Annotated in this window: 24 protein-coding genes; 10 read left to right on the forward strand and 14 right to left on the reverse strand. The window is 52.4% G+C overall.

All coding sequences use genetic code 11. The features are described 5' to 3' along the window. Positions 1-12 precede the first annotated feature (12 nt). The 3 genes from ABV298_RS02860 (at position 13) to ABV298_RS02870 (ending at position 2,298) form a co-directional block, all read left to right on the forward strand. Positions 13-1,152, forward strand: coding sequence for a hypothetical protein (locus ABV298_RS02860; RefSeq protein ID WP_353720688.1), 1,140 nt, complete (start codon positions 13-15; stop codon positions 1,150-1,152). A gap of 155 nt (positions 1,153-1,307) precedes the next feature. After that, the gene (locus tag ABV298_RS02865; protein ID WP_353720689.1) at positions 1,308-1,682 is read left to right on the forward strand and encodes a hypothetical protein; all 375 of its coding nucleotides are present in this window, start codon (positions 1,308-1,310) and stop codon (positions 1,680-1,682) included. A 262-nt stretch (positions 1,683-1,944) separates the two neighbouring features. Further along, positions 1,945-2,298, forward strand: coding sequence for a hypothetical protein (locus tag ABV298_RS02870; protein ID WP_353720690.1), 354 nt, complete (start codon positions 1,945-1,947; stop codon positions 2,296-2,298). A gap of 3 nt (positions 2,299-2,301) precedes the next feature. Here the strand turns inward: ABV298_RS02870 and ABV298_RS02875 are convergent, their stop codons facing one another. From ABV298_RS02875 to ABV298_RS02905, 7 genes are all read right to left on the reverse strand, one after another. Further along, positions 2,302-2,658 (reverse strand): nuclear transport factor 2 family protein, encoded by a 357-nt coding sequence (locus ABV298_RS02875; protein ID WP_353720691.1) that lies wholly within the window; start codon positions 2,656-2,658, stop codon positions 2,302-2,304. A 463-nt stretch (positions 2,659-3,121) separates the two neighbouring features. Beyond that, positions 3,122-3,745: a hypothetical protein gene (locus ABV298_RS02880; protein WP_353720692.1), complete on the reverse strand. Its 624-nt coding sequence runs from the start codon at positions 3,743-3,745 to the stop codon at positions 3,122-3,124. 62 nt (positions 3,746-3,807) lie between these two features. After that, positions 3,808-4,266, reverse strand: a complete 459-nt coding sequence (locus ABV298_RS02885) for an SRPBCC domain-containing protein (protein WP_353720693.1) — start codon at positions 4,264-4,266, stop codon at positions 3,808-3,810. 29 nt (positions 4,267-4,295) lie between these two features. Continuing rightward, positions 4,296-4,595 carry an RNA polymerase alpha subunit C-terminal domain-containing protein gene (locus ABV298_RS02890; RefSeq protein ID WP_353720694.1) on the reverse strand — a complete coding sequence of 100 codons (300 nt, stop codon included), beginning with the start codon at positions 4,593-4,595 and terminating at the stop codon, positions 4,296-4,298. 140 nt (positions 4,596-4,735) lie between these two features. Beyond that, the gene (locus ABV298_RS02895; RefSeq protein ID WP_353720695.1) at positions 4,736-5,506 is read right to left on the reverse strand and encodes a HEAT repeat domain-containing protein; all 771 of its coding nucleotides are present in this window, start codon (positions 5,504-5,506) and stop codon (positions 4,736-4,738) included. Positions 5,507-5,895: 389 nt separating this feature from the next. After that, positions 5,896-8,538, reverse strand: a complete 2,643-nt coding sequence (locus ABV298_RS02900) for a heme-binding protein (RefSeq protein WP_353720696.1) — start codon at positions 8,536-8,538, stop codon at positions 5,896-5,898. A gap of 159 nt (positions 8,539-8,697) precedes the next feature. After that, a complete protein-coding gene (locus ABV298_RS02905; protein ID WP_353720697.1) occupies positions 8,698-9,591 on the reverse strand; it encodes a LysR substrate-binding domain-containing protein in 894 nt (297 codons plus the stop codon). A 199-nt stretch (positions 9,592-9,790) separates the two neighbouring features. Here ABV298_RS02905 and ABV298_RS02910 point away from each other — a divergent pair, with 199 nt between their 5' ends. The 5 genes from ABV298_RS02910 to ABV298_RS02930 all read left to right on the forward strand — a co-directional run bounded on the left by ABV298_RS02910 (position 9,791) and on the right by ABV298_RS02930 (position 16,992). Next, a complete protein-coding gene (locus ABV298_RS02910) occupies positions 9,791-10,111 on the forward strand; it encodes a helix-turn-helix transcriptional regulator (RefSeq protein WP_353720698.1) in 321 nt (106 codons plus the stop codon). Between the two features lie 3 nt (positions 10,112-10,114). Further along, positions 10,115-12,739, forward strand: coding sequence for an ABC transporter permease (locus ABV298_RS02915; RefSeq protein WP_353720699.1), 2,625 nt, complete (start codon positions 10,115-10,117; stop codon positions 12,737-12,739). Next, positions 12,732-15,422 (forward strand): ABC transporter permease, encoded by a 2,691-nt coding sequence (locus ABV298_RS02920; RefSeq protein ID WP_353720700.1) that lies wholly within the window; start codon positions 12,732-12,734, stop codon positions 15,420-15,422. The genes ABV298_RS02915 and ABV298_RS02920 overlap by 8 nt, the downstream gene beginning before the upstream one ends. A 159-nt stretch (positions 15,423-15,581) precedes the next feature. Then, positions 15,582-16,031: an Hsp20/alpha crystallin family protein gene (locus ABV298_RS02925; protein ID WP_353720701.1), complete on the forward strand. Its 450-nt coding sequence runs from the start codon at positions 15,582-15,584 to the stop codon at positions 16,029-16,031. A 61-nt stretch (positions 16,032-16,092) separates the two neighbouring features. After that, positions 16,093-16,992 carry a Nif3-like dinuclear metal center hexameric protein gene (locus tag ABV298_RS02930; RefSeq protein WP_353720702.1) on the forward strand — a complete coding sequence of 300 codons (900 nt, stop codon included), beginning with the start codon at positions 16,093-16,095 and terminating at the stop codon, positions 16,990-16,992. A 319-nt stretch (positions 16,993-17,311) separates the two neighbouring features. Here the strand turns inward: ABV298_RS02930 and ABV298_RS02935 are convergent, their stop codons facing one another. The 3 genes from ABV298_RS02935 to ABV298_RS02945 all read right to left on the reverse strand — a co-directional run bounded on the left by ABV298_RS02935 (position 17,312) and on the right by ABV298_RS02945 (position 19,774). Continuing rightward, on the reverse strand, positions 17,312-17,557 hold the full coding sequence (locus ABV298_RS02935; protein ID WP_353720703.1) for a hypothetical protein: 246 nt from the start codon (positions 17,555-17,557) through the stop codon (positions 17,312-17,314). 283 nt (positions 17,558-17,840) lie between these two features. After that, complete coding sequence (gene fdhA, locus ABV298_RS02940; protein WP_353720704.1) at positions 17,841-19,028, reverse strand: formaldehyde dehydrogenase, glutathione-independent; 1,188 nt, start codon at positions 19,026-19,028, stop codon at positions 17,841-17,843. A 167-nt stretch (positions 19,029-19,195) separates the two neighbouring features. Then, positions 19,196-19,774: a class I SAM-dependent methyltransferase gene (locus tag ABV298_RS02945; RefSeq protein ID WP_353720705.1), complete on the reverse strand. Its 579-nt coding sequence runs from the start codon at positions 19,772-19,774 to the stop codon at positions 19,196-19,198. Between the two features lie 204 nt (positions 19,775-19,978). Between ABV298_RS02945 and ABV298_RS02950 the strand changes: the two genes are divergently transcribed. Continuing rightward, complete coding sequence (locus tag ABV298_RS02950; RefSeq protein WP_353720706.1) at positions 19,979-20,986, forward strand: ScyD/ScyE family protein; 1,008 nt, start codon at positions 19,979-19,981, stop codon at positions 20,984-20,986. Between the two features lie 58 nt (positions 20,987-21,044). Here the strand turns inward: ABV298_RS02950 and ABV298_RS02955 are convergent, their stop codons facing one another. Further along, entirely contained in the window at positions 21,045-22,193 is a 1,149-nt protein-coding gene (locus ABV298_RS02955; protein WP_353720707.1) for an AI-2E family transporter, read from the reverse strand. Positions 22,194-22,259: 66 nt separating this feature from the next. After that, complete coding sequence (locus tag ABV298_RS02960) at positions 22,260-22,469, reverse strand: hypothetical protein (RefSeq protein WP_353720708.1); 210 nt, start codon at positions 22,467-22,469, stop codon at positions 22,260-22,262. Positions 22,470-22,619: 150 nt separating this feature from the next. Here ABV298_RS02960 and ABV298_RS02965 point away from each other — a divergent pair, with 150 nt between their 5' ends. After that, entirely contained in the window at positions 22,620-23,357 is a 738-nt protein-coding gene (locus ABV298_RS02965; protein ID WP_353720709.1) for a DNA-formamidopyrimidine glycosylase family protein, read from the forward strand. A 110-nt stretch (positions 23,358-23,467) separates the two neighbouring features. Here ABV298_RS02965 and ABV298_RS02970 read toward each other — a convergent pair whose 3' ends face one another. Together ABV298_RS02970 and ABV298_RS02975 are read right to left on the reverse strand one after the other, a co-directional pair. Continuing rightward, the gene (locus ABV298_RS02970) at positions 23,468-24,151 is read right to left on the reverse strand and encodes a hypothetical protein (RefSeq protein WP_353720710.1); all 684 of its coding nucleotides are present in this window, start codon (positions 24,149-24,151) and stop codon (positions 23,468-23,470) included. A gap of 89 nt (positions 24,152-24,240) precedes the next feature. Continuing rightward, positions 24,241-25,854 carry a RagB/SusD family nutrient uptake outer membrane protein gene (locus tag ABV298_RS02975; RefSeq protein WP_353720711.1) on the reverse strand — a complete coding sequence of 538 codons (1,614 nt, stop codon included), beginning with the start codon at positions 25,852-25,854 and terminating at the stop codon, positions 24,241-24,243. Positions 25,855-25,884: the final 30 nt, after the last annotated feature.

Below are 25,884 nucleotides of genomic sequence, written 5' to 3' on the forward strand. Positions count from 1 at the left end.
GCATTATTAGTCATGAAAAAGACGCTTATCGCAGCCGCATTGGTCTGCATTTCCCTAACCTCGTTTGCCCAGAGAAAAACCGCGAAAGCCGCCGCTATTCCCCCTGTGGTTAATGTGCCGCTGTCCGCCGACAACTGGGATGCACCGGGCGCCAACGCCGAATTCACCACCCACGACGGGCGCCCGGTATTGAAAGTCCTGCCCAAGCCGGGCCAGGTGGTTTTGAAAAATACGACCTTCTCGGACGGCACCGTCGAGTTCGACTATATTCCGACCGACCAGCGTTTCGCTTCCTTCTACTTCCGCTATAAGAACAGCCAGGAAAACGAGCTTTTTTACTTCCGCACCCATCGGGCGGGCGACTCGACGGGAATCGAAGCCGTACAATATTCACCGGTTATCGCGGGGGTTAATCTTTGGGACCTCTTGCCCCACTACCAGGGAAGGGCCAATTTTCAGAACAAAACGTGGAACCACGTAAAACTCGTTGCCTCGGGTTACCAGTTGCGGGTTTATGTAAATGATATGGGGCGGCCAACTATGGAAGTGCCGCGAATGGAAGGCAATGTAATGGAGGGCTCACTTGCATTCGAAGGCGAAGGTATTGTTTCCAACCTCGTCATCAAACCGGGACAAACGGAGGGCCTTCCCGCATACGAAGGTCCCGACCCCGTCGCGCACGATCCGCGTTACATTCGCAAATGGCACGTAACCCAACCCATGACACTCCCCAAATATGTCGATTTCAGTACCGATCTCGTCCCTAAGGCCGAAACCACATGGGAACCGGTGTGGGCAGAAAGAAGGGGAATGATTAACCTGACCCGCAAATATGGCATGAGCAAGGAACGCCGCGTGGTGTGGATGAAGGTCAATATCAATTCCAAAACGGATCAGAAAAAGAAAATCGCTCTGGGTTTCAGCGACGATGTGTGGGTGTTCCTGAATGGCCGTTATTTGTACGTCGATAAAAATACATTTGCCGCCCCTATTATGAAAGAACCGGCGGGCCGGTGCTCCATTGAAAACACGTCGTTTGTAATACCATTCAAAACCGGAAAAAACGAGCTGACGGTGGCGTTAGCCAACGATTTTTATGGCTGGGCGCTGATAGCAAGGCTGGAAGATATGGACGGGCTCACTTTGGAGTAAAGACCAGGACGAAAGGCTGCACCACTGCGGTCTTTCGTCAGCATTATCAAATCGGCAAAACAATCGCCCGGGCGACAGCGGTCGTCTTTGAAGTCAGCGACGGTAACTGGAACGGTATTTGAAGAAATATCGAGGCAACAAATCAAAACCATTCTATGAAACCGTTCATAACAATCCTTACGACACTCATATTGCTCACGTCCCTGGGTGTGCAGGCGCAATCCGACCGCAAGCAAACACGCTCGTCCAGGCACGAGAGTAGCTATCAGCGTAAAACCGCCAGGCATCAGGTAAAGTCCGCCGACTCGTCCGACCTCAACGCCATCCTCAAAGATTCGTCCAATGCCGAAACCGGCCCTATCCTGAACGACAACGGCAATGTCAACTCCACCGGCGCCATCGACGGCAGCCGCAGCAGTACCGGCCGGCCGGATGCCGATACAACTTATACAATCAAAAGAAAGAAGACAGTTATTCGTAGTGGTTATAACACTCCCCGGGACACAACGGGAAGGCGGAGAAAGCCCTAACAAACTTCATAATCAATTGATTACATCGCCATAACCGGTTAAAACTCAACCGGTACTATGCCGGGAATGGTATTCTTGTCGAAAAAACAAGTCATTTTTGAAGTAAAAAAAGTGCTGGAAAACGTCATTACCAGTAAACGTTTCCTCGCCGATGTACACTTTTCTGCTTCTCTCCCACTCTATCGTCCGGTGGTTTGTTGTATCGAGCCTTGTTTATGCCCTGTTTCGCGGTTGCAGGGGCTGGCTTGGAAAGCTGCCATTCATGAAAACGGACAACACCGTCCGGCACGTAACGGCCACGTTTGCCCACATCCAACTGATGCTCGGCTATGTGCTGTACTTCAACAGCCCGTTCATCGCTTATTTTCGGACGCATTACAAGGAAGCCATTAAGCAGTTCGACTTTGTGTTTTTCGGTATGGTCCATATTACCCTGATGACTATTGCAGTCGTGGTGATCACCATCGGTTCGTCCGTGGCGAAGCGGCAAGAACACGCGCCAGCCAAGTTCAGGACAATGACGATATACTACGCTATCGCATTTGTCATCATCCTGGCCGCCATCCCCTGGCCATTTTCGCCACTGTCTGCCCGCCCCTATTTCCGGACCTTCTGATGATCAGGAAAGTACCGGTCGCGGATCGAAAATGACACGAATGTGCGTGATCTTTCCTTCCTGCACTTCGTACCACCCGGAGGTAAGCACCGCCTTGCCCCCCATGTCGATTTCATAGAGCACGGATACGGAATCTTCGTCGTACAGCAGCTTTTTCACATCATACCGGAACTTCATTTTCGCCATCTGGCTGAGGTACTCCTCTTTTCCGTCCACGCTTCCGAGCACGCCCTCGAAGCGCATATTCTCATCCATAAATTCCCCAGCCGCTTCATAATCCTGATCATTCAGCGCTTTCAGAAACGACGATACGGCCATCGCGCTCATTGCCACATTCAAATGCCTGGTTACTTGCTCCATAGTTACAACTGGTTTGTTTTGAAATCGTACCGGCTAAAATGATGCCAGAGGATAAAATCGCTAGTCCTATTCTCCAACCGAATGATTATTCAATCGGGTACTTTGAAAAGCGTTTAAACTCTCTCAACTCCGAAATACATTTTTTGACGCCCGACACGAACCTTACCTCCATCGCAATGTCGACGAGCAAGAAACTATACCTTGACACATCTGTTTTTGGCGGCTATTTCGGCCATGAATTTGAATCTCCCACAAAGACCTTGTTTCAATTAATCGAGCAAAATTCAGATATTATTTACTTTCCAGCTTAACCCTCGACGAGTTAAGTGCTGCGCCTTCGTTTGTAAAACATTTCACGAATCAGCTCAAACAAGACAACGTCTGTATGGTCGAAGAAACAATAGCAGCGGTAGAACTGGCAAATTTCTATCACGACGGCCATCCTGATCCAACCTATACCACCCTATCCAAGCCGCTTTAAAACCTTCTCCACCCGCTTCCGCTTCGACTCCTTCTCGAAATCGGCCAGGCGGGAAGTCAGCGTGCGAACGAATTCCTGCCTGAGGGCGCCGGCCATCACAAGCAATGCGTTCTCCGCATACATCGGCAGCTGGTTGGACGGACAGCCGAGCATCTGTTCATTCAGCAATAGAAGCGCTGCTTCGCTGTAACCCGGGATGCCGGCCAGTTTGGTCAGAATAGCCACAAAATTGTCACGGGTGATTACGGAGCCTTTGCCGGCCACAGCGGCCAGCCCGGGAATGGCCTCGAAAACCACATCCGGCCTTTCCAGCGCAATAGTATTAAGGGCCGTCATAGCGCCCCATTGCATCCGGTTGCTCTTGTCGTCGAGTAGGGAAACGAATGTGCGGGCATAGCCAGCTATCAGGCCGGGACGCTGTGCCCCGATTTCGTACAGGACCTTAATGCAGTCATGCCGGACGTCCTTTCGCCGATGGTCTAGCCCGTCTACCAGTTCCTTCACTGCCGCTTCATCGGCATTCTGAACGATTTCGGCTGCCAGCTCCTGATTCGGCACTTCATCACGGCGGTTCAGGGATGATGCCAGTCTGGACAATACAGACATATGTATTTCAATTTAAAATATCATACAAATTTCCCCACGCCTTGCCAATTCAGCGTGACAGCCTAGGCCCGGAAATCAAAAGCACCTCTTCTGAGATTGATACCGTATTCAAGATAGGCTTTCAGGCATGCCACGAAATTGGCCCAGCCTTCGGTATTGCTAATCAGCCAATTAATCCCTTCCTCGCCGAGATCCATCGTCCCTTCGGTGACCCGCACGACAGTCGTTTTGTTGCCCTCTCCGAATGGTGCCAGCCCGATCCGCACCTCCGTTTCCTTTCCAGGGTCGCCCCAATGGAAAGTTACCAGACGGTCCTGTTCTACCTTCCCTACGCGGACAGGTACATTCATGTCATACTCGGGGAAGCGCCACACCAGCTCCCTGCCTTCTTCCATGCGGCCGGTACTTTCCGAAATAAAGTAATGCGTCATGTGCACGGGTTCTACTATGCCTTCGAATACCTCTCGGGCCGTTTTTGAAATCTGAATCGCGGCCTTGATTTCCAGTTTCCGGCTTTCCATTGTTTTAACGGGTTTAAGTTCTGATCAATTTATGATTCGGAGGCGAAGGCCATTCCGGCCTCTTCCATGGCTGTTTTGAGCTTCGACATGGCGTTAGGCCCCATGCCGTGATACGAGAGTACCTCTTTTTCCGTTTTAACCGCCAGGTCTTTCAAAGTATGGATGCCGTTGTTCTCCAATGCACGCCGCGCGGGCGCACTAATCAACGACAGGAAGCCGGCCTGGGGCTTTTTCGCAGCTTCGCAAACAGGACAGGTCGGGCAATCGGTGCTTTTGTAATACCGATGCCCTTTCGGGCAAATCCGCAGATTTTGATCTGAATCAGCCATTTCATTTTCCTTTAAGATACCAGTTCGTCTGCACAGCGAACATCAGCGCCGCCATAAGCCTGTCAGCTTCAAAAATAGCTGCTTCCTGGCATTTAAGTACAGGGGAATCGCGACTTTTCGAAGGGGCAATCGGGACGAAATCATCGCTTACGGTCGGGAAAATGCTCGTCGATGATCCTGACCGCCTCTGCTTGCGTAAGCACGGCAAAACTTCGGTAACGATGGTGCACATCGATGATTTCTTCCAGGGCGGCATCGACGAGTTTCCTGTTTTCCCAGCCCTTTAAATGCGCCAGAACTGTGTCCAGGCAGCCTTTCTTGTAAGCGATCTGGCCGATCACGTGCACTAGCGTATTACGTACGCGGCCGGTCGGGTCGTGTTGAAGTTCCCGCAAAAGCGGGAGAATGTCCTGGGGATATTTCCGTCCCCGCAGTTCGATGCCATGACAGATTTCGCGGCGGATCTCCTTGTCGCTGTGATGAAGGTATTCTTTTGCCCACGCCAGCACCGGTGCCGGATTCACCTCTCCCATTTTCTTCACCGAACCGATCACTGCATTCCGCGGCGAGTGATGCGAATCTTTCAGCCCTTCATCAAAAAAGGACCGAACTTCGTCGAAGTGTCTTTTGCCGATTTCGCCTGCCGCATTGATGACGGTTTGCCGCACCTTGAAATCGGCGTCGCGAAAAAAATGGCGCAGCATAGCCAGCACCGGAAGCCGCAGCGCTTCGTCCTCTTCGTATAACCGGCCGGTAACGAGGTATGCCGACTTCCGTATGTAGGTATCGGCATCCGCGAAATAAAAACGCACTCTTTCAGGCATCCGGACTAGCAACGAATGCCTGATGTCATTTCGGATCGCCTGTACGCGATCGGCCCTTTCGGACTTCGACAGATCATAAAATGCCACGGTGTGAACAGTATTGCTGGCCAAAAAGTTGAATGTGCTGCTGACAAAAAAATCCCCGGCGCAGCGTTACTTGCCGGGGAATGCTGTATAAATAAACGTTGAGTAATAGACGATGGGTGCGAGAGATATTTAACTCAACTAATCAAACTACTTCTATCAGGCTGCTAAGGTACCGCTAAATTCCATAGTTCGTGCAAAAATACGACCGCATTTGCGTAAAAATTCGTCAAAACTGTTTGAATTTATTCAAATAATCGCCCTAAAACCGGAAATGCATACTTTTATACGGTCTACGGGCATTAAATAGTATTCTACAAACCGGGTAGCTATTCATTAAAAAACCGGCCTGTATGTGAGACGGCCGGCTCCCCGACAGCTCTTGAACCGTCCTATTTTTTCTGCTGCGAAAGAAAGGTAATCAGCGACGCAAATTCCTCGTAGGACAGTTCGTTCGCCAGCCCCGAAGGCATCATCGATGTTTCCATTTCCTTGCGCGAAGTGATATCCGCTACTTTAATGGTGTTCACCTGACCGGTGATGTCGCGGATGACCAGCTTCTCGGCCGACTCCTCCGAAACAAACCCCATGTAACTCTTGTCGCCTTTGGTTGTGATCAGCACGGAGGCAAAGCCTTGCGAGATCGACGCATTCGGTTTCAGGATCGATTCGGCGATCTGCTCGCGGTTCATGATCGAGCCGATCTGCCCCATGAATGGCCCTTTCATTACTTCATTGCGGCTCAGGCTGTGGCAGGCCACGCATCCCTGCTTGGTAAACAGCTTTTTACCCACCGCCGGGTCGCCCTGGATTTTCGCCATCGCCAGCATCACATCCTCGATCGACGACTCCCCTACCTGGCCCTTTTTGTTCCTGATTTTTTCCAGGTCCACTTTTACTTCTTCTTTGGCGGCCACCACTTCCTCGCCGCCAAATTCAGCGATACCCATCCGGTTACGTGCATTCAAATCCGCGAAGAACTGCTTGTCACCGGCCTTCGCCCATTCCTTCATCAGGAATTCCCTGATTTTCGCAGACGATTCCCAATCAACACCTTTATAGTACGGGCCGTGCGTATCGGGGCGGGTGCTCCACCACCACGAGCCATCATAGTCCGCTTCTTTTTTGTAAATCCTTCCCAACGTAGTCAGTATCTGGTCCTTCAAGGCCTTGTCGGCCGTTTTGCCATAAGCGGCAATCAGCCCCTCGACCGCCCCGGGATCATGCATGTAGCGCAGTGCCCATAAAGCGATGGTTGAATTTTCGGTACCCACTGCCTTCACACAGGCATCCACCGCGTTCAATGCCACGAGTGCGCGCACGGCGATATGGGGCGTCACGATCGCCGAGTTTGGAGTTGCATGCGGGCCTTCGGTGCCTTTGGCCGGCGCTACAAACGAACCGGGCACTTTCACTTTCAACAATGCCTGGGCACCTTCGGGTCTTTCCAAACGGCCCAACCCGATCGCCGCGGCCACTTTTTCACGGGCGTTCCCGTTTTCAATTGCTTGCAGGAACGGTTCGAGAGGTACTTTTGCCGTGTACGGTTTACGATCGGCCAGCACACGCAGTGCAAATTCACGCATATCGGCCTCGGAAGCCAGTTTCACCAGATTGCCGATGCCATCCGCACCTGCCGCCTGCGCATAAGTGTACATGCCTGCAACGCGTACGTACGAGGGCGCTTTTTTATCCTCCGCAACTGCCCACGCGGCTTTTGCCGCTTCTTTCGCAGGGCGCCTGAGCATTTCCTGCTGCGCTGCCAGGCGCTGTACCGCGCTTTCCGACCGCAGCAATGCCGCCAGTTGTTTCACCGACGATTTATTAAGGTCTTTGAATGCTTTATACTTCCATCCGCGAGGGACCGCGCGCACCACAAAACCCTTCCCCGGGTTTCCCGAATATCCGGCACCATCCCAGGCCGCCAGATATACCCGGCCCGAAGCGTCGATATCGAGGTCGGTAACTTGAGAAAGTTTGATAAACTCCTCTTCTTTCTGCTGGAAGGTAGGACCATCCGGCGTAACACGGTGTACATACACCTGGCTTCGCCCCCAGTCGGCCATCATCGGCACACGGTTATATTTGGCGGGCCAGTTGGGGTCGTCCATAAAAAGCGAACCCGTGCCCGAACCGCCGCCGAGATCGACCAAAGCGGGAATAATCTCTTCCGTAAAATGCTTGAACAGAACAGGGTAGCCGTATTCACCCGTCTGGATCTGGTTACTGAAACGGATATTCCAACCGCCGCCGTCGTTGGTGTTGTCGCGGGTGAAGATATTCATGTAGGGATCTATCGCCACGTCGTAGATATTTCTCAAACCGTGCGTATACACCTCCATTTCCGTTCCATCGGGACGGACGCGCACGATACCGCCGCCAAGTTGGGTCATTTTCCTGCCCGAGCGGTCCACCGCGTCGTGGAAACCAAAGTCGCCCACCGCAATGTAAATCCAGCCGTCGATACCCATCCTGATTCCGTTGGTAGCATGGTCGGTGCCGCGGCTTTGAAGGAATTTGGGCGAACATATGTTCCGGACCAGCGGTTTAGCGGGTCCGTCGGCGACTCCATCATGGTTTTTGTCTTCCAGAACTACCAGATCCATTCCCGATGCTTTGCCGGTTTCCTGGGAAAACGTAGTATGCAGCACAAAAAGCTGGTCGCCTTGCGAAATGATGCCGCGAGGGTTGTCCACCATCGCGAATGTGGTGTGCTGATCAACCTTTCCGTCGTTATCGGTATCCACCAGTCGCACAATGCTTCCTTTTCCCGGCGTTTTACCCAGCGAACCGATCATGTCGACGCCGACATATACTTCTCCCGTCGGCGCAACGGCCAGACAGGCGGGGCTGGGTGTAAGATCATGTCCGGCGAAATGCGTTACGTCGAGTTCAGCCGGCCAGGCGGCCGCGTTCGGAAGGGAATCGATTCGGGCCAGGTTGCGGGTTTCCGCCCGTTCTTCTTTTTGCAGGGTGCCGGTCGTCGTCCATAGCATGAGCAGGAACGCCGATACGCTCAATGTGATTTTTAACATAAATAGTTTAACAAAATAATCTCAACCCTTTCTCAGAGAGTCGATTGGTACAGTACACGGACTAATAAAATAGGATAATGCGCGGAACTACTCTAATAACCGGGATTTCGTTGCAAGAAAAGTACGCGGGTCCAGACCGCCAGCAGGTTATCTGCCCGGCTATTTACGCTGGTGCAATGCGAACCGCATGAACAGGTCGGGCAATGCCTCCTGCTGCCCGTGGAGGGTCGTAAAATGAAAATGACGTTCGATAGAAAGCCCTTCCACATCCACGATACGGCATTCTTTGCTTTGCAACTCCTTCAAAACCGCGTGTACCGAAATGAATGCCATGCTGTCGGAATGCAGGATATACAATTTCATGCTCTCGCTGCTGCTGAGCTGCATCTCCACATTGAGGTCAGAGAGTCCCAACCCCACCGACTTCAACGCATGAGCGATTACCTCCAGCGTTCCCGAACCCGGCTCCCGGAGCAGCACCGGTATTTCACGCAATTCCGCGGGGGTAATCAAACCCGTAACGGCACGCGGATTTCGGCTGTTCGCCACCAGCACGATCTCATCGTTCAGAAACTCGGTGTATTTGATCGCCGCATTCCTTGAAACGCCTTCGATTACCCCCAGGTCGATCTCCTTCTGCTGCAAGGCATGTTCTATTTCTTCGGTATTCTTGGTTGTCAGCGTCACCTCGATGTTATGGAACTTCCGGTGAAATGCAGCCAGAATGGGTGGCAGGATATACTGCGCCGCCGTTGTACTCGCCCCAAGACGCAGTTTCCCGCTGTTCCGCTGGGAAAGGCTGTTGATTTCGAATTCCAGATTCCGGTAAATATCGAAAATCTGCTCGGCGTGATGGAGCAATACTTCCCCCGCCGGCGTTAGACCGATTTTTGAACCGTTTCTTTCAAAAAGCTGTGTCTTCAACTGATTTTCAAGCTCGTGAATGTGCTTCGTCACAGCCGGCTGGGTAATGAAAAGCTCTGCGGCGGCCTTAGTGAAGCTCAGGCGGCGGACTACGGTTTGGAAAACCTGCAAACGGAAATCGAAAACCATGAAATGACAGTTCGGTAAATATGCAAAAGCAAAGAAAAGGCTTTCGTCGCAAATGGCCGCACGCATTGTCCGGCATTTGCGCGCGGTGTCCGGTTTCGGACATGATGTTTTTCCAAAAACCGCATTCACAAGCAGAAAACGCTATTTTTCAACAGCGGCACGCCATTTGTTATACATTTACAGAAATAATAAACCCCTTATGAAAGGAACCTATCTGGGAGAATTTGAAGAGGTAGTCCTGCTGGCGGTGGCGATACTGGCCGGTGACGCCTACGGGGCCTCCATTACCAGCGAAATCGAGCAGCAAATGGGGCGGTCGGTGAACCTGGGCGCCGTGCATGCCGCATTACACCGGCTGGAAGAAAAGGGCCTGCTATCCTCGCGCCTGGGCGGGGCTACGGCCGAGCGCGGCGGGCGGAGCAAGCGTTTTTTCACCGTCACAATGGCCGGGACCAAAGCGCTGGACAATATCCGCGAGATCCGTAACCGCATGTGGAATGCCATTCCTAAACCCGCCTGAGCCATGAATGCCCCTATCCAACCGCCACAATGGGCCACCCGGCTCCTGCGTACGTTCTGCGCCTCGCAGCTGGTCGACGACCTGGAAGGCGACCTGCTCGAACTCTTCGCACAGCGCGTACGCTCTCTCGGGCCGCGTGAGGCGCGCAGGCGTTATGTACGCGACGTATTCTCGCTGATCCGCCCTTTTGCCATGAAAGAAAAACCAGAAAAATATCCGCAACCCGCATTCATCCAGCCGGCCATGATACGCAACTATTTCAAAATCGCCTTCCGCAATCTTGCGAAGCACAAAATGTTCTCCTTTATCAATATAATGGGCCTTTCGGCCGGGATAACGGCTTGCTTTCTGATTGCGTTATATGTCCATTTCGAGCTAAGCTACGACGCGTTCAACAAAAAGGCAGACCGCATCTACCGTCTTTCCTCGGATATCAATTCCAGCGCCGGCACATTGCATTACAGCATAAGCTCCTGGCCGCTCGGCCCCAACCTGCAAACCGACTTTCCTGAAATTGAAGCATTTACAAGGGTTAGCAAGGAAAAATACCTTTTCAGGAAGGGCGACCTGAAATTCAACGAGGAACAAACGGTGCTCGCCGATTCCACGCTCTTCCGGGTGTTCGATCTGGAACTGCTGCACGGCAACCCTGCTACCGCATTGACCGCGCCGTTCAGCGTAGTGCTCACCGAGCGCAGTGCCCGGAAATACTTTGGGAACGCCAACCCGATAGGCCAGACGTTGCTCGTCGGCGACAATGGCGATGCCGCACAGGTAACCGGTATTATGAAAGACCCGCCGGTGAACTCGCAGCTGACCGGCGACATTTTCATTTCCATGACTACACATACCCGCCATTACAATAAAGCTGTGAACGAAGAATGGGGCAATTTCGGGACTACCACCTACCTGCTGCTTAAACCCGGGGCTAATGCAAACGCATTATCCCGAAAGTTTCCGGCATTCCTGCAAAGGCACATGGGCCGGTTGCTGCAAGCGGAAAAAATATCGCTGACGCTCGTGTTGGAACCGCTTCCTGAAATTTACCTGCATTCCAAATACGAAGCCGAGCAATCGGGCAGCATGGCAAACATTTACACGTTCACCGTCATTGCGGCTTTTATTCTCGTCATCGCGTGTATCAACTTCGTAAACCTTACCACGGCCCGTTCGCTGGAACGCGCGCGTGAGGTAGGCGTGCGTAAGGCCGTAGGCGCGGGGCGCTGGCTGCTGGCCCGGCAGTTTATAGCCGAGTCGGTGCTGATGTCCTTTCTGAGCTTTATCTTTTCATTGATATTATCGGCCGCATTGATCCCGCTTTTCAATGAGCTTTCGGGCAAAACCATCAGTCGCGGCATCGAATATGAATTGCCTTTTGTAGGTGCTTTGTTCGCCGGATCGATGCTGATCGGCCTCGTTTCGGGGATTTACCCGGCGGTCGTGCTTTCGTCTTTAGAGCCGGTGAAGGTGCTCAAAGGGAAGTTCGCCATGACGGGCCACGGCACATTGCTGCGGAAAGGCCTGGTAACGGTGCAATTTGCCATTTCCATCGCGTTGATCATAGGCACGATGATCGTGTACACGCAGCTGAACTTCCTGCGTAGCCATGACCTGGGTTTTGCCAAAGACCGGATGGTAGTGATCCCGTCGGCATCGGGCCCGGAACGCAATGCCCTGAAAGCCGCCCTGCAAAACTTAAATGGCGTACAATCCGCCGCCCTGTCGGCCTCCGTGCCCGGTGGCCCCAATTCGCAGGCACATTCGAGGATCGAGAACAGCGAGGGCGAAATGCAGGTGGCGACGATCGATATGTACCAGGTCGATTTCGATTTTATCCCTCAATATGGCCTGAAAGTCGTGGCCGGACGGTCGTTTTCGAAGGATTTCGCCACGGACAGTACCAAGGCCCTGGTAATTAACGAAGCTATGGCGAAGTTGCTTGGTTACCGGTCGCCGGAGGAAGCTGTCAACAAAAAATTCAGCCAATGGGAACGCCAGGGAACCATCATCGGCGTGGTGAAAGATTTCAATTTCAAATCGTTACGCGAGCAGGTCAAACCGCTCACGTTCCGTCTGGCCGACCGCTGGAACGGTGATTTGCTATCCGTCAAACTCGCCGGTAATGACGTTCGGAATACATTATCGGCTATCGAGCAGCAATGGAAAACCCACTACCCCGACCGCCCGTTCAGCTATTATTTCCTTGACGAGTTTTACGACCGGCAATACCGGGCCGATGTTCGCTTTCAACGGCTATTTACGAATTTCGCCGTACTCGCGATCGTGATTTCCTGCCTGGGATTACTCGGGCTGGCCTCCTACTCCACTATTCAGCGCACCAAAGAGATCGGTGTGCGAAAGGTGATGGGCGCTTCGGCTGCCAGCATTGTAGGCCTGTTATCGAAAGATTTCCTGAAACTCGTCGGCCTGGCGTTTGTCGTCGCAGCACCGCTGGCCTGGATCGGTATGAGCCGCTGGCTGGAAGGTTTTGCCTATAAAACAGACATTGGCTTATGGATTTTTGTCGCTGCCGCATTGCTCTCTGCAATGGTGGCATTCGCGACGATCAGCTTCCAGAGCATTCGCGCGGCATTGATGAACCCCGTTAAAAGTCTTCGCAATGAATAGGCCCCCTTATCCCCCTCGCTGGCCGGGCCGGCTGCTGCGGCTGTTCTGCGCGCCGCATCTGGTAGAAGAGCTCGAAGGCGATCTTCGGGAACTCTTCGCACGACGCGCACGCGCAAACGGCGCCCGCTATGCACGTGCGCGCTATGTGCGGGATGTGTTCAGTCTTGCCCGCCCGTTTGCATTCAAAAGAGAAGTATCAAAATATCCCCCATCGTCTGCATTTCAACCTGCTATGATCCGGAATTACTTCAAAATCGCCCTGCGCAATATGTGGAAGAACAAGGGTTTTTCCGCACTCAATATCACAGGACTTGTAACCGGCATTACCGCCTGCCTGATGATCCTGCAATATGTGAGCTTCGAACTGAGCTTCGACCGGTTTCATAAGGATTCCGATCGCATTTACCGCGTTACCAACGATCGTTTCCAGCAAGGCAAGCTCATCCAGCACGGCACCATTACCTACCCCGCTGTCGCTCCCGCCATGGCCAGGGATTTCAGCGAGATCGAAAGCTACACCACCCTGGCGAATCCGGGTACTTTCAGCTTGCAAAAACATCGCAGGATATTTGAAGAAGACGGCGCTTACACGGACGAACGCTTCCTTTCACTCTTCACATTTCCCCTGGTTGCCGGCGACCCTAAAACCGCACTGGCGGCACCGCATTCGATTGTGATCTCGGAAAGGAATGCCAAACGTATTTTCAACGCAAAGCCGCAAGATTATATGAAGCTGATCGGCCAGACCATCACAGTCGACCTTGATACCGAGCCTTATCAGATCACGGGCATTATGAAGGACTTTCCGGCGGCTTCGCATCTGCAATACGGCGCGCTCATGTCGTACGAAACACTTGCGCAGACCTGGGGCGACTGGATCAAAACAAGCTGGGAAAGCTCGGATGTGTGGCATTACGTAAAGCTACGGCCGGGTGCCGACGCCGATGCGCTGGAAAAGAAGCTGCCTGCATTCAGCGACCGGTATTTTCACGGAGACAAAGTATCCGGCAGCGTAGAGCAATTTTTCTTACAGCCGTTGCACCGTGCCCACCTGTTTTCCGATTATGAATACGAGATCGGGAAGGTCGAGAACGGTAAATCCGTATGGACTATGCTCACTATCGCTGTATTCATACTGATTATCGCCTGGATCAACTACATTAACCTTTCGACCGCCCGGTCATTTGAACGCGCCCGTGAAGTAGGTGTGCGAAAAGTTGCGGGTGCCACATCCGGGCAGTTGGTCGGCCAGTTTCTCTCCGAGTCCGTCATGCTTAACGGGCTGGCACTGATGCTCGGTATAGTCCTCGCTTCGCTGCTGCAACCGGCTTTAAACGATATCATCGGCAAGTCGCTGTCGTTCGCACTTTTAACGGGCGCAGGCTTCGGCGGCCGGAGCTTCGCATTTGCGCTGGGCGGCATTTTTATGCTCGGCATTCTGCTTTCCGGATTTTACCCGGCTTTCGCATTATCGTCATTCAAACCTGTACAGGTTCTGAAGGGTTCTTTCAAGCGGTCGGCCAGGGGGATATGGGTACGGCAATCGCTGGTGATTTTCCAGTATACGGCGTCTATGGTCTTGATTGCAGGTACGCTCATTATTTTTAAACAACTCAAATTCATGCGTGAACAAAAGCTGGGCGTCGATATGGACCAGGTTTTGGTGGTTCGCGGGCCCGAGCTTACCCGCTGGGATTCCACTTCCATTGACCGTATCAACAGCTTTAAAACCGAACTGGAACGCATCCCGTCGGTCGAGATAGCGAGCGCTTCCGGTTCCGTGTTCGGTAGCCGGCTAAGCCGCAGCTTCAACATCCGGCGGGCAGGAGCCGGTGACGGGAAAGGCGTCACATTCAGCCGTATGCCTGTCGATGGCGACTTCTTTGAAACTTACAAAATTGCATTGCTCGCCGGCCGCAATTTCCTGCCTGGGGACTCGAATCCGGACGCCGGCAAAGTTAAAAATGCGATTCTTAACCAGTCGGCAATCAAGTTGCTGGGTTTTGCCAATGCCGCCGAAGCGGAGGGGCAGAAGTTCATTTTCAATGGCAGGGAATGGGAGATTGTCGGTGTTGTGAGCGATTTCCATCAGCAATCGCTGAAACATAGTATCGAGCCCATCATTTTTGCGCCGTTCTACACCCTTTCCGGCTACTTTTCAATGCGAATCGAGGGGGCGGATCCGGCCGGAAGCATTGCTTCGGTACAGGAGAAGTACAAAGCGTTTTTCCCCGGCAATAATTTCAAATACTTTTTCATGGACCAGCACTTCGATGAACAATACAGGGAGGACCGCACCTTCGGGAAAATCACCACATTTTTCTCGCTGCTCGCCGTGCTCATCGCTTCGCTGGGGATTTTCGGACTGTCGTCCTACACCATTGCGCAGCGCACAAAGGAAATCGGCGTCCGTAAAGTCCTTGGGGCCACCGTTTCCGGCATTGTGGCCCTGCTTTCCAAAGACTTTCTGAAACTCGTTTTGCTCGCGGTCGTCATTGGCGTACCCATCGCCTGGTATGGCGTAAACTTATGGCTCAGCGACTTCGCCTACCGGATCGATATCGAATGGTGGATGTTCGGCATTGCGGCCGTGGCATCTTTGGTCGTCGCTTGGGTGGCTGTGAGTTTTCAGAGTGTCCGGGCGGCGCTGATGAACCCGGTAAAAAGCCTGCGTAGTGAATAGAATGGCACTTTTAACTGAAATTTTGACATTGAGAAAATGTCAAAATTTCTTCGAGCCCTGCTGGCACGGAAATTTGATAAGCGTCTTACACAAACGTAAATTACTTTCAATTTACTTTTTAAATAAATCATTATTTAACACTTAAAAAGGAGGTAAATTATGTCACTGATCAGAAGAAACCGGGATATGTTCCCGGCATTCCCAGCACTATTCGACGACTTCTGGAGCCGGGATCTTTTCAACTGGAACCAGAACAATTTTTCTTCCACAAGTACTACCATCCCTGCGGCCAATATCCGCGAAACCGAAGATCATTTTGAGGTAGAAATGGCTTCGCCGGGTATGGACAAAAAGGATTTCAACATCCGCCTGGACGGTAATACGCTGACGATCTCTTCCACCAAAGAGAGCAATCAGGAAGACAAACAGGAAAATTATAGCCGTCGGGAGTTCAGTTACCAATCGTTCCAACGGACATTCGTGCTGCCGAAGGACGTAGTCGACGAGGACAACATTACCGCGCAATACGAGAACGGTATCCTGCGGCTGACTATCCCGAAACGGGAGGAAGCTAAGCAAAAAGGACCTAAGTTAATAGAAATCCACTAAGCATGACAAGTAGGAGGCCGGGAAACCGGCCTCTTTTATTTGTACTCTTAATGGCATTTTCATGACCCGGCAACCCGACTTCATCCACCGCCGCCGATTCCTCGGCCAGGCCGCATTAACAGCAGGCGCTTTCACATTGCTAGCGCCTGAAATACTATCCGGCGGAGCTCCCAAAGTATACACCGTCCGGCAAATCATCGACCTGGTCCTTAAAGAGGGCAACCTCAAACCGATCCCTGACACGGTCGACACCATCAAATCCGGTAGTCCCGATCAGTCCGTCACCGGCATCGTTACCACGATGTTCGCCACGGCGAGCGTCATCGAACAGGCCGCCAAACTGAAAGCAAACTTCATCATCGCCCACGAGCCTACTTTCTATAACCACCGCGACGACCCGGAATGGGTAAAAGGTAATGAAATCGTCAAAAAGAAGCGGGCATTGCTCGAAAAGCATCAAATCGCCGTCTGGCGCTTTCACGATTACTGCCATTCCCTCAAACCGGACGCGATCCGCTACGGAGTGGTCAGGAAAGCGGGCTGGACGCAGTATTATAAGAACGAAACCGCCGCATTGACCATTCCCGCCACTACGCTCGGCGAGTTGGTGAAGCACCTTAAAACCAAACTCGGCATCCAGAAACTCCGCTTCATCGGCGACCTAAACCAGCCATGTTCGAAGCTCGCCATCATGCCCGGCGCCGCGGGAGGCCAGCGGCAAGTGTCGGTTGCCGAAACCGAAAAACCGGATGTACTCATCGTAGGCGAAACGCCTGAATGGGAAGGCGTAGAATACGCCCGCGACGGCCGCTTACTGGGCTCAAAAATGGCATTGATCGTACTCGGCCACGCCGTGAGCGAAGAGCCGGGAATGGAATATTTCGCCGAATGGTTACAGCCAAAAATTTCAGGCATTAAGGTGACACACGTCGCATCGGGGGACCCGTTTCAGTGGGGGTAATTTTGAATGATTGAATGAGTGAATGAGTGGATGATTGAATGAGTTGCCGTGGAAAGCGGGATGACTTAATGACTCGCGATGGAACGGAATGACGGGAACAATCAAATGACTGAGAGCCTTCATTCCCAAGGGCCCTGGACCAGGGGACACTCGGGGAAGAATGCTTACAATATGCTACGCTTCTAATATTCCGGTGCTCTGCCCCATTGACGAAAGGTGCAGAGCACCGAAATACTTGTAGATACGTTTCCATATTGTCCCCACGTGTTTAAGGTGCAGCGCACCGAAACATGGTAACGGGTCGTTACGACCGCATCGGTCATGCAGTGTTACGAATCCGCTCGACTCTTTCGAAGAAGCCCAGCAAGTCTTTGAAGGTAAAAAAGGTGTTTGCAATCTCCGGGCTGTAACCCAACTCCTTCTGCGCGAGCATAAAGCCGCTGAACATCGTCCAGAGCTCGGCTACCCAGCTTTCGGCGCTATCGCTGCTCAATAGTGTGCTCACCTCGCGGCCATACGCGAGAAGTCTTGAATCCGGGGATTCGGTGTTTGATAGTGTGGTCATTTGGCTTAGACGTTTAAGGATGAATGAAGGCGCCCTGTTTTAGGTGTCCTAATGTCGCTAAGCGGACATCCGGGAGTTTTCACAGAACCCGCACCATAACAGGGCATTTCTTGCAAAATTTTTCATTTGGCTTAGCTTTTAGGAGGCCGCATGTTAGGGAGAACTTTACAAGAATACAAATCAGAGCCGCTGAGAAAGGACTTCCAAAGGACGTATGATACAGATGAATGTGCAAACCGCGCTGGTTGGTAATCATATGGATCCCGTCCGGAAATTCAGAATCTCACGCAATCATCCCATGCGGGTCAATCACGAACTTCTTGGCCGCACCCTTGTCAAAATCCGCGTAGCCTCTCGGAGCGTCTTGCAGGGATATCACTTCCACATTCACGGCCTTCGCGATTTGTATTTTATCCCACAAAATAGCGTTCATCAGGTTGCGGTGGTATTTCATTACCGGGCATTGACCTGTGTAAAATGAATGCGATTTGGCCCAGCCAAGGCCGATGCGGATGCTGAGACTGCCTTCTTTGGCGGCCGCGTCGCGGGCTCCGGGGTCGCCGGTGACGTACAGGCCCGGAATACCGATGGCGCCACCGGCGCGCGTGACGGCCATGGCCGTGTTCAGCACAGTAGCGGGGCGTTCCTCTACCGCGTGGGCGCCGTGGCCGCGTGCCTCAAAGCCGACGCAATCAACGAAGCAGTCGACTTCGGGAACGCCGACGATCTCGGCAATGGCTTGCTCCAATGGCGTGTCTTTAGTCAGGTCGATCACCTCGCAGCCGAAGCTGGCTGCCTGCGCGAGGCGTTCGGGGATCATATCGCCGACGATCACAACGGCCGCCCCGAGCAGGTGGCACGAGGCTGCACAAGCGAGACCAACCGGGCCCGCACCCGCTACATATACGATCGAGCCCGGCCCTACCCCGGCGGTGACTGCACCATGGAAGCCGGTCGGGAAAATATCGGACAGCAACGTAAGGTCCTTGATTTTGGCCATCGCCTGGTCTTTGTCCGGGAATTTCAGCAGGTTAAAGTCGGCATACGGCACCATTACATACTCCGCTTGCCCGCCTACCCAGCCACCCATGTCCACATAGCCGTACGCGGCGCCGGGGCGCGAGGGGTTCACGTTGAGGCAAATGCCCGTTTTGCCTTCCTTGCAGTTGCGACAGCGACCGCAGGCGATATTGAATGGTACGGAAACGAGGTCGCCGACTTTGATAAACTCGACGTCGCGGCCGGCCTCTATCACGAGGCCCGTGATTTCATGCCCGAGCACGAGCCCCGCCGGAGCGGTGGTCCGGCCGCGGACCATGTGCTGGTCGCTGCCGCAAATGTTGGTGGAAACGATTTTCAGGATGACGCCGTGCTCACACTTGCGATCGCCCAGCGCGAGTTTCGGGTATTCGATTTCCTGCACTTCGACCTCACCGGGCCGGATGTAAGCTACTCCATGGTTTTGGCACATAAGCTAAGATTTAAGGGTTAGTACTAAATCTTTGATCATCTTACAATTATCAAAGTCAAGCGTCTTTACCTCTTAATTTACTCCTACATAAACCATAAAAAGTTACAAATCACCCTCCGATTGTGCCAGAGGGCAATTTCAGGAAATGACTGGAAAGACCGCGTGGCTCAGCGTTTCACGGCAAGGATAATGCCCGTCGCCCACACCTGCTTGGTAATAGACAGATCAGGACGTGTATCGAGGTATTCGATGAGTTTCGATGCTTTCCGGTCGTGCCCTTCCGGCCAGTTGGGTTGCGGGAGCATGTCGTCGATAATATAAAATGCACCGGGATTGAGCATGTCGAGGACTTCATCCAGCATAAGGTATTTACCATGCCAGGTATCGGCGAAAATGTAGTCGTATTTTTCGCCGGGATGGGCCTTCACCCAATCCCCGCCATCGGTATGCACGAGCGTGAGGCGCGGGTCGCTGCCCAGGTGATTTTCGGCTATTTCGAGGAAGTTCGCGTCGTTATCAATCGATACAAGCGCGGAATGCGCGTCCATGCCGTCGAGTATCCATGCCGTAGAAAGGCCGGTGCCGGTGCCGAGTTCGAGGAACGTGCCGCCGGGCTTCGATGCGGCGAGGGTCTTCAATAACGAACAGGTGTAAATGTCGGAGGCCATTGTGAAGCCGGAGGCTTTGGTCGCCTCGTCGATGGAAAGATAAGCGGCCGGTAGCGGCTGGCGGATGTCCTGGTTCATGAGCGGTTTTGGTGGTGGAGATAAAGCGTGCAAAAAACCGATATTCGGCGACTTTTAAAAGGGTTAGCCGAGATTTACCGCTTAATAAATCGATCTAAAAATGACGCATTTATACAACAGTAAGGAATATCAAACCCTTACTTTTGCCTGTACCTCTTGCTAATTCCTTTCCGATCTTTTCCATTTTAAACCAACTCAACCAGTATGAAAAAGTATTTCCTCTCATTCCTCGCCTTTGCCGTGCTGGCAGCCACCGCGCTGATGGTGGCTTGTACCGACCACGTAGAACCTATCCCTGAACCGACGCAATTCTCGGTTTCCGGTTTCACCGGCGGCCTGCATTTTCCGATTGGACTGGTAGTCGACGAAAAAGGCCAGCTCTGGGTATCCGAGGCCGGAACCGGCAATAACGACGGCGCCGTTGTTATGATCACGCCGGGCGGCGTCAAGACCACCGTCCTGAGTGGTTTCAAATCCAGTTCGAGCCCGGAAGGAGGACCCGAGGGCATCAGCCACATGTATTACGAAAACGGCACGCTGTATGTGCTCCACGGCGTTGAGGGCTTGTTGTACATCGTCGACGTATCGAATTTCGACGCCGGCGACCCACCGCTGGCCAAAAATCTGGTTCCAACGGAAAATATCGCCGATTTCGTGCTGACACAAAACCTCACTAATCCTCTTAATTCCAACCCGTACAGCCTGACCAAAGGTCCGGATGGCCATTTGTATATCGCTGATGCCGGCGCGAATGCGATCATCAAACGGGACAAGGATACCAAAATGCTTTCGGTATTCGCCAAGATCCCCGGACCTGCCCCAACCACCGACGCGGTCCCGACAGGCATCGTTTTCGACGGCAGTAAATTCCTGCTGAGCACGCTCACGGGCTTTCCGTTCGCACCAGGTGCCGCCAGCATCTTCCAGGTGACGCCGGCGGGACAAGTTAGTCCTTATAAAACAGGCTTTACCACCCTCACCCACCTCACATTGACGGCCAATAACAAGCCGCTCGTGCTTCACTTCGCCAATTTCGCGCCGCCTCCCGGCCCTCCGGTCGGATTCGTTCCCGGCACGGGCTCGATCCTCAACGAAGACGGTATGACGCTGCTGAGCGGCCTCAATATGCCTACCGACATCAAGCGTAGCGGCGACCGGACATTCTATGTCCTAAGCTATTTCGACGGCACGATCCAGAAACTGAGTTACTGATTTAATTGACAATCGATGTGAAACAGGCAGATATTCCGGCGAATATCTGCCTGTTTTTTTAGAATAATGTCCGCTCCTTGTCCTCTGCTTCGCGCGGGTTCACGACCTGTGCAGGAGGATCGTCGGGCATGGTATCGCCGAGCAGTTTGCCCCATGGTTTCAGTTCGTCGATGCGATCGAAAATGATTTTCAGTACCGCCACGAACGGGATCGACAAAAACATTCCGCTCACTCCCCACAAAGTGCCGCCAAGCAACACCACGAGAATGGAAATCAACGCATTCACGGAAACCTTTGAGGATACTACCCTCGGAACAATGATGTTATTGTCCAGAAACTGGATCACCGTATAGGCGCCGATGATCAGTAACGGAGTGGTATATCCGTCCTTGGTAATGAATGAAATAAGTACCGGCAATGCGATGGCGATGATGCCGCCGATGTAGGGAATTAAATTCAGAATGGCGCCGATGACACCCAGCAACAGCGCATACGGTACCCCCAGAATAAGCAATGCAATCGAGTTCAATGCGGCGATAATGGAAGTTTCGATCATCAACCCCACAATATAACTTTGCACGGCGCCTTTGGTTTCCTGTAAAATCTCGGCAACCTGTTCGGAATTATTCTCATCAAAAACCTCAAATATAAAATTGAGGATCAACGGCTTATAAAATAGCAACAGAAAGATATAAAGCGGTATCAGTACGAAATAACTGATGATGCCAAAAAGCGTGTTCACGGTTTTACCTACGTACGCCCGGCTGTTGTTAATTGCGTCGTCGAGCATGCTCATTTGCTTTTCCGTGGAAATACCAAAGGTCGACGACAGCCATGCTTGCAGGTTACCGAGCAATTTTATCGTTTTCTTTTCCAGCTGCGGAATCATGTCGCCGAACTGGACGATTTGCGACGAAAGAAAAAACATGATCCCGCCTACTATCAGAATGGCGATGAAGATCGTCAGCACGATAGCGAGGATTTTGTTGAATTTCCATTTCTGAAAACGATTGTAAATCGGGTTGAGCAATACCGAAATCAATCCGGCGAATGCAAACGGGACGATGATCTCCTGCAACAGATTGAGGATATAAAAGAACAGGTAAAGCCCGATGAGGACCATCGGGGCTTTGATGTAGAAGGGGAAACCATCGCGCTCCATGAGCGGTCCCGCTTCGCGTTTGCGACTTTTGAAAAACAGTCCCATGGCAAGGTATCAGAAATGAAAAGTAAGGGTTTAACAACGCGGGATACCGGATGACCGGGGTGCGAATTACTCGACGCCCTCATATTCCTTAACATCCTGATCGGACAATTCGACGATCGAAATCACCTCGCCCCGGGGTTGCTCAGGGCCCCCGCGGTTCACAACGTTCGTGATATACGACCGGCTCGGATACGTTTCCGATTCGATGATGTGGCGTTCAAAAGTCAGGATATTCTCCTCCGATGTGGAGGCAATGGTAATCATGAAATTGCGCATAGTTGTGGTATTTGATTTTCAAATTCCCATCAAGAATGATGCCAGATGGAGGGGAAAGGGGGGGAATGTCGCATCCTTCCCTTCCTCGCTTTTCTCATTTCCGCCCTCCCCCTGGCACATTTTTAGAACGAGCGATCAAAAAAAACGATTATGCCCGAAGGACCGTCCATTGTCATTTTGAGAGAGACTGTTGAAGCACTGCACCTGAGCGGGAAAACCGTGCGGCATGCCGAAGGCACCGCACGCATCGATATCGGCCGGTTGACCAACCGGAAAGTAACCGGTTTCAAATCCTGGGGAAAACATTTCCTGATCTGCTTTGAAAATTTTACGGTCCGGATCCATTTCCTGCTCTTCGGCTCCTATTATATCGACGACCGGAAAAAAGCTCCCCCGCACCTGAGCCTGCTATTCGACGAACACGTATTGAATTTTTACACTACGTCCATCCAGCTTATCGAGGCCCCGGCCGACGAGCTGTACGACTGGTCGGCCGATATCATGTCCGAAACCTGGAAGCCGGCAGCCGCATTCAAAAAGTTGAAAGCAAAGCCGAAAGTGCTCATCTGCGACGCGCTGCTCGACCAGGACATTTTCGCGGGCAGTGGAAATATCATCAAAAACGAGGTGCTCTTCCGCTGCCGCATTCACCCGCTGAGCGTTGCTGGCGAAATCCCCGATACCAAATTGAAGGAAATAGTCCGGGAGACACGGAATTATGCTTTTGATTTTCTGAAATGGAAGAAGGAAGGGACTTTAAAAAGGCATTGGCTGGCACATACCAGGAAAATTTGTCCGCGATGTGACATTCCGTTTCACAAGGAATATCTCGGGCGTACCAAGCGGCGCAGCTATTTTTGCGAAAATTGCCAGCGGAAATATGCGTAACAACGACTGGCCAAAGTATGCATGATTCCCTACCTGATGAAGCCAAAAAAAGCGGACGTAGGATCGTCCGCTTTTTTGGCTTCAATTAAATAATCGACACCTCTTAAATATCAATATTTCGAGTAATGGTCAATCCGGATCTTCGCTACCTTCCCGGCCCGGAAATGCACCTGGATCTGATCCATCGCGTCCTGCCCTGTCGCATAGCCGAAATACCATTGCGGCGACCGTCCCATCGCCGGATCATAGGTCGTAGACAGGTTTTTGGTCATCAGAAAGATACGCTGGAATTTCGATGAATAATTTTTCATGTCGCGGATGTTGGCGAGTTTTCCATAAAGCGCCGCCACGTCGTCACCTGTACGGACGGACGAAGCCGCTTTTTGTTTTTCCGGCCATTGGTCGAGCTTTTTGCCGCTATTCAGATAAATCGCCTTCACTTTTCCGTCCTTGACAGTGATCTGCACACCCGTGTCGGTGCCCTGGTTCTCGTCGAGGAGAATGTATTCGTACAGCGGAATGCTTTCACGAAGCGGGCTGAGATCGGAGAATATGTTACTTACAACATGCAGTGCCGAAACACCCTTAGGGGCTTGGAGCGCCTGAATTTTAGGATAGACAGCCGCAGCCTCGTCGCCGATCGCGATATCGAGATAGCTGCCGGTTTCGATACTGTCCCTTTCAATATGGTATGGCATAGGCTCGGGACCGGTAACAAGGGGTTCGGCGGTTTCGGATTGGCACGCCGTGAAGAGCGCTGCCGAAAACAGGAATGCGATAAATCTGGTTTGCATAGGTTTAGTGGTTTATAAAAAAGGGACATTCCCAACGGCCAATCGGTTGTAACCGATGCGAAATTTTAAAGGGGGCTAATCCCTCCATCCTACCACCCCGGGTTCTGATCCAGTTCCGGGTTCAGTGCGATTTCGTTAATTGGCAGGGGCCAGAGGTAGTCTTTCGCGGGGTCGAATTTGCGGAAGCTGGCGGCTTGCACGAGAATGATGTTGTCGGGAGTGAGGTTGACAGTCGCTGCGGCGAATTCATTTTTGAAGTAAAAATTACCAAGCACCGGTTTTACCAACTCTGTTTCAGCGGTTTTCCAACGGATGATGTCCCAGTAACGGAAACCCTCCTGGGCGAGCTCTACACGACGCTCCCGACGGATTTCCTCCCGCATATCCAGGCCGTTGGCTTTCGCAAACGCATTCGTCAGCCTGGCGATCTGGCCACGTTCACGGAGCAGGTTGACCGACATATCCAGCTCCGCGTCGGTAATGGCATTGTTCAGCTCGTAAGTTGCCTCGGCGAAAATCAGCAGCACCTCGGCGTAGCGCAGCAACGGGCGATCGATGGTCGATGCCTGTGTGTTCCAGTCGTCGATGTTGGCGAATTTGCGGAACATGTAGCCTGTTTTATTGAAAACCAGGTTCGCAATATCAAATATCGGCTTGGTAGTCATCATCGCGTCCCCGCGCTTCATGAACGTCGCGCTCATACGGGCGTCGCGGTTCCTGAAAACCTTGTGCGACGAATCCGGCATTACCCACAGCGGCGACTTCGTAATGGGTAGACCGTCCTTCATTAAATACGAGTCGGCGAGCGATTTTGTAGGGTTCACATTACCGTTTTCCAGCGATCCGCGATAGTAGGAATGCGTGAGCACCCGTTCGGTGTTGGACACGCCGTACTGTTTTACGATGACATTCTCCTTGTTCTGGCGCCCCTCTCCTGCCAGCTGGAAAAGATCGAAATAGCTGGCAAACAACGCGTGCTCCTTACTGTCGATCACCGCTTTGCTGGCAGCCAGCGCAAGGGTTAGATGCTTGGTTGCATCGCCTTTGGAATGAAATTTCGCAAATGTGCCTTCGAACAATGCCACACGCGCTTTGAACGCCTGCGCGGCAGTCCTGGAAATACGTCCGTAGTCTGTGGTGCCCAGTGTGGTAATAGTGGGAAGATTCGCAATCGCGAAATCGAGATCGGAATAAATATGATCTACGATGGTTTCGCGCGGAGCGGCCGGCTGGCGGAGCTCCGGGCTACTCTCATCCAGCGTTTTCAGGATCAGCGGCACGCTGCCGTATTTCTGTACCAGACTAAAATAGCCCCATGCTCGGAAGAAACGGGCTTCCGCCAGATAACGGTCCAGCACAGCCGGTGTTACAGCGGCACGTGGCGCTTTTTCGAGAATATTATTCGAAGCACGAATCAGGTTGTACGGCGTGTTATAGTCAGCCGAAGCCGTTGCAGGAGCCAGCCTCGACCCGTCGCTGATCATATTGGCCGAAAGCCCGAATGCATCGTCCGACCACACGTCGTCATTGTTAAAACCCGGCAGGAACGTATACAGATAATTGTTAGCTGCCTTGATGTCCGATTCGGACGTCCAGAAGGCGTCGTCGCTGATGTTGGTTTCCGGCAGACGGTTCACGTCGCACGACGCCAGACCGGCCAGCAGCGACAGGCCTATGAATGCTTTTTGAATGGTTATTTTCATTGGTATTTTCTTAAAAGCCATGATCAGTCA

Origin of the sequence: Dyadobacter sp. 676 (genome assembly GCF_040448675.1) — a bacterium.
Classification (GTDB): Bacteria; Bacteroidota; Bacteroidia; order Cytophagales; family Spirosomataceae; genus Dyadobacter.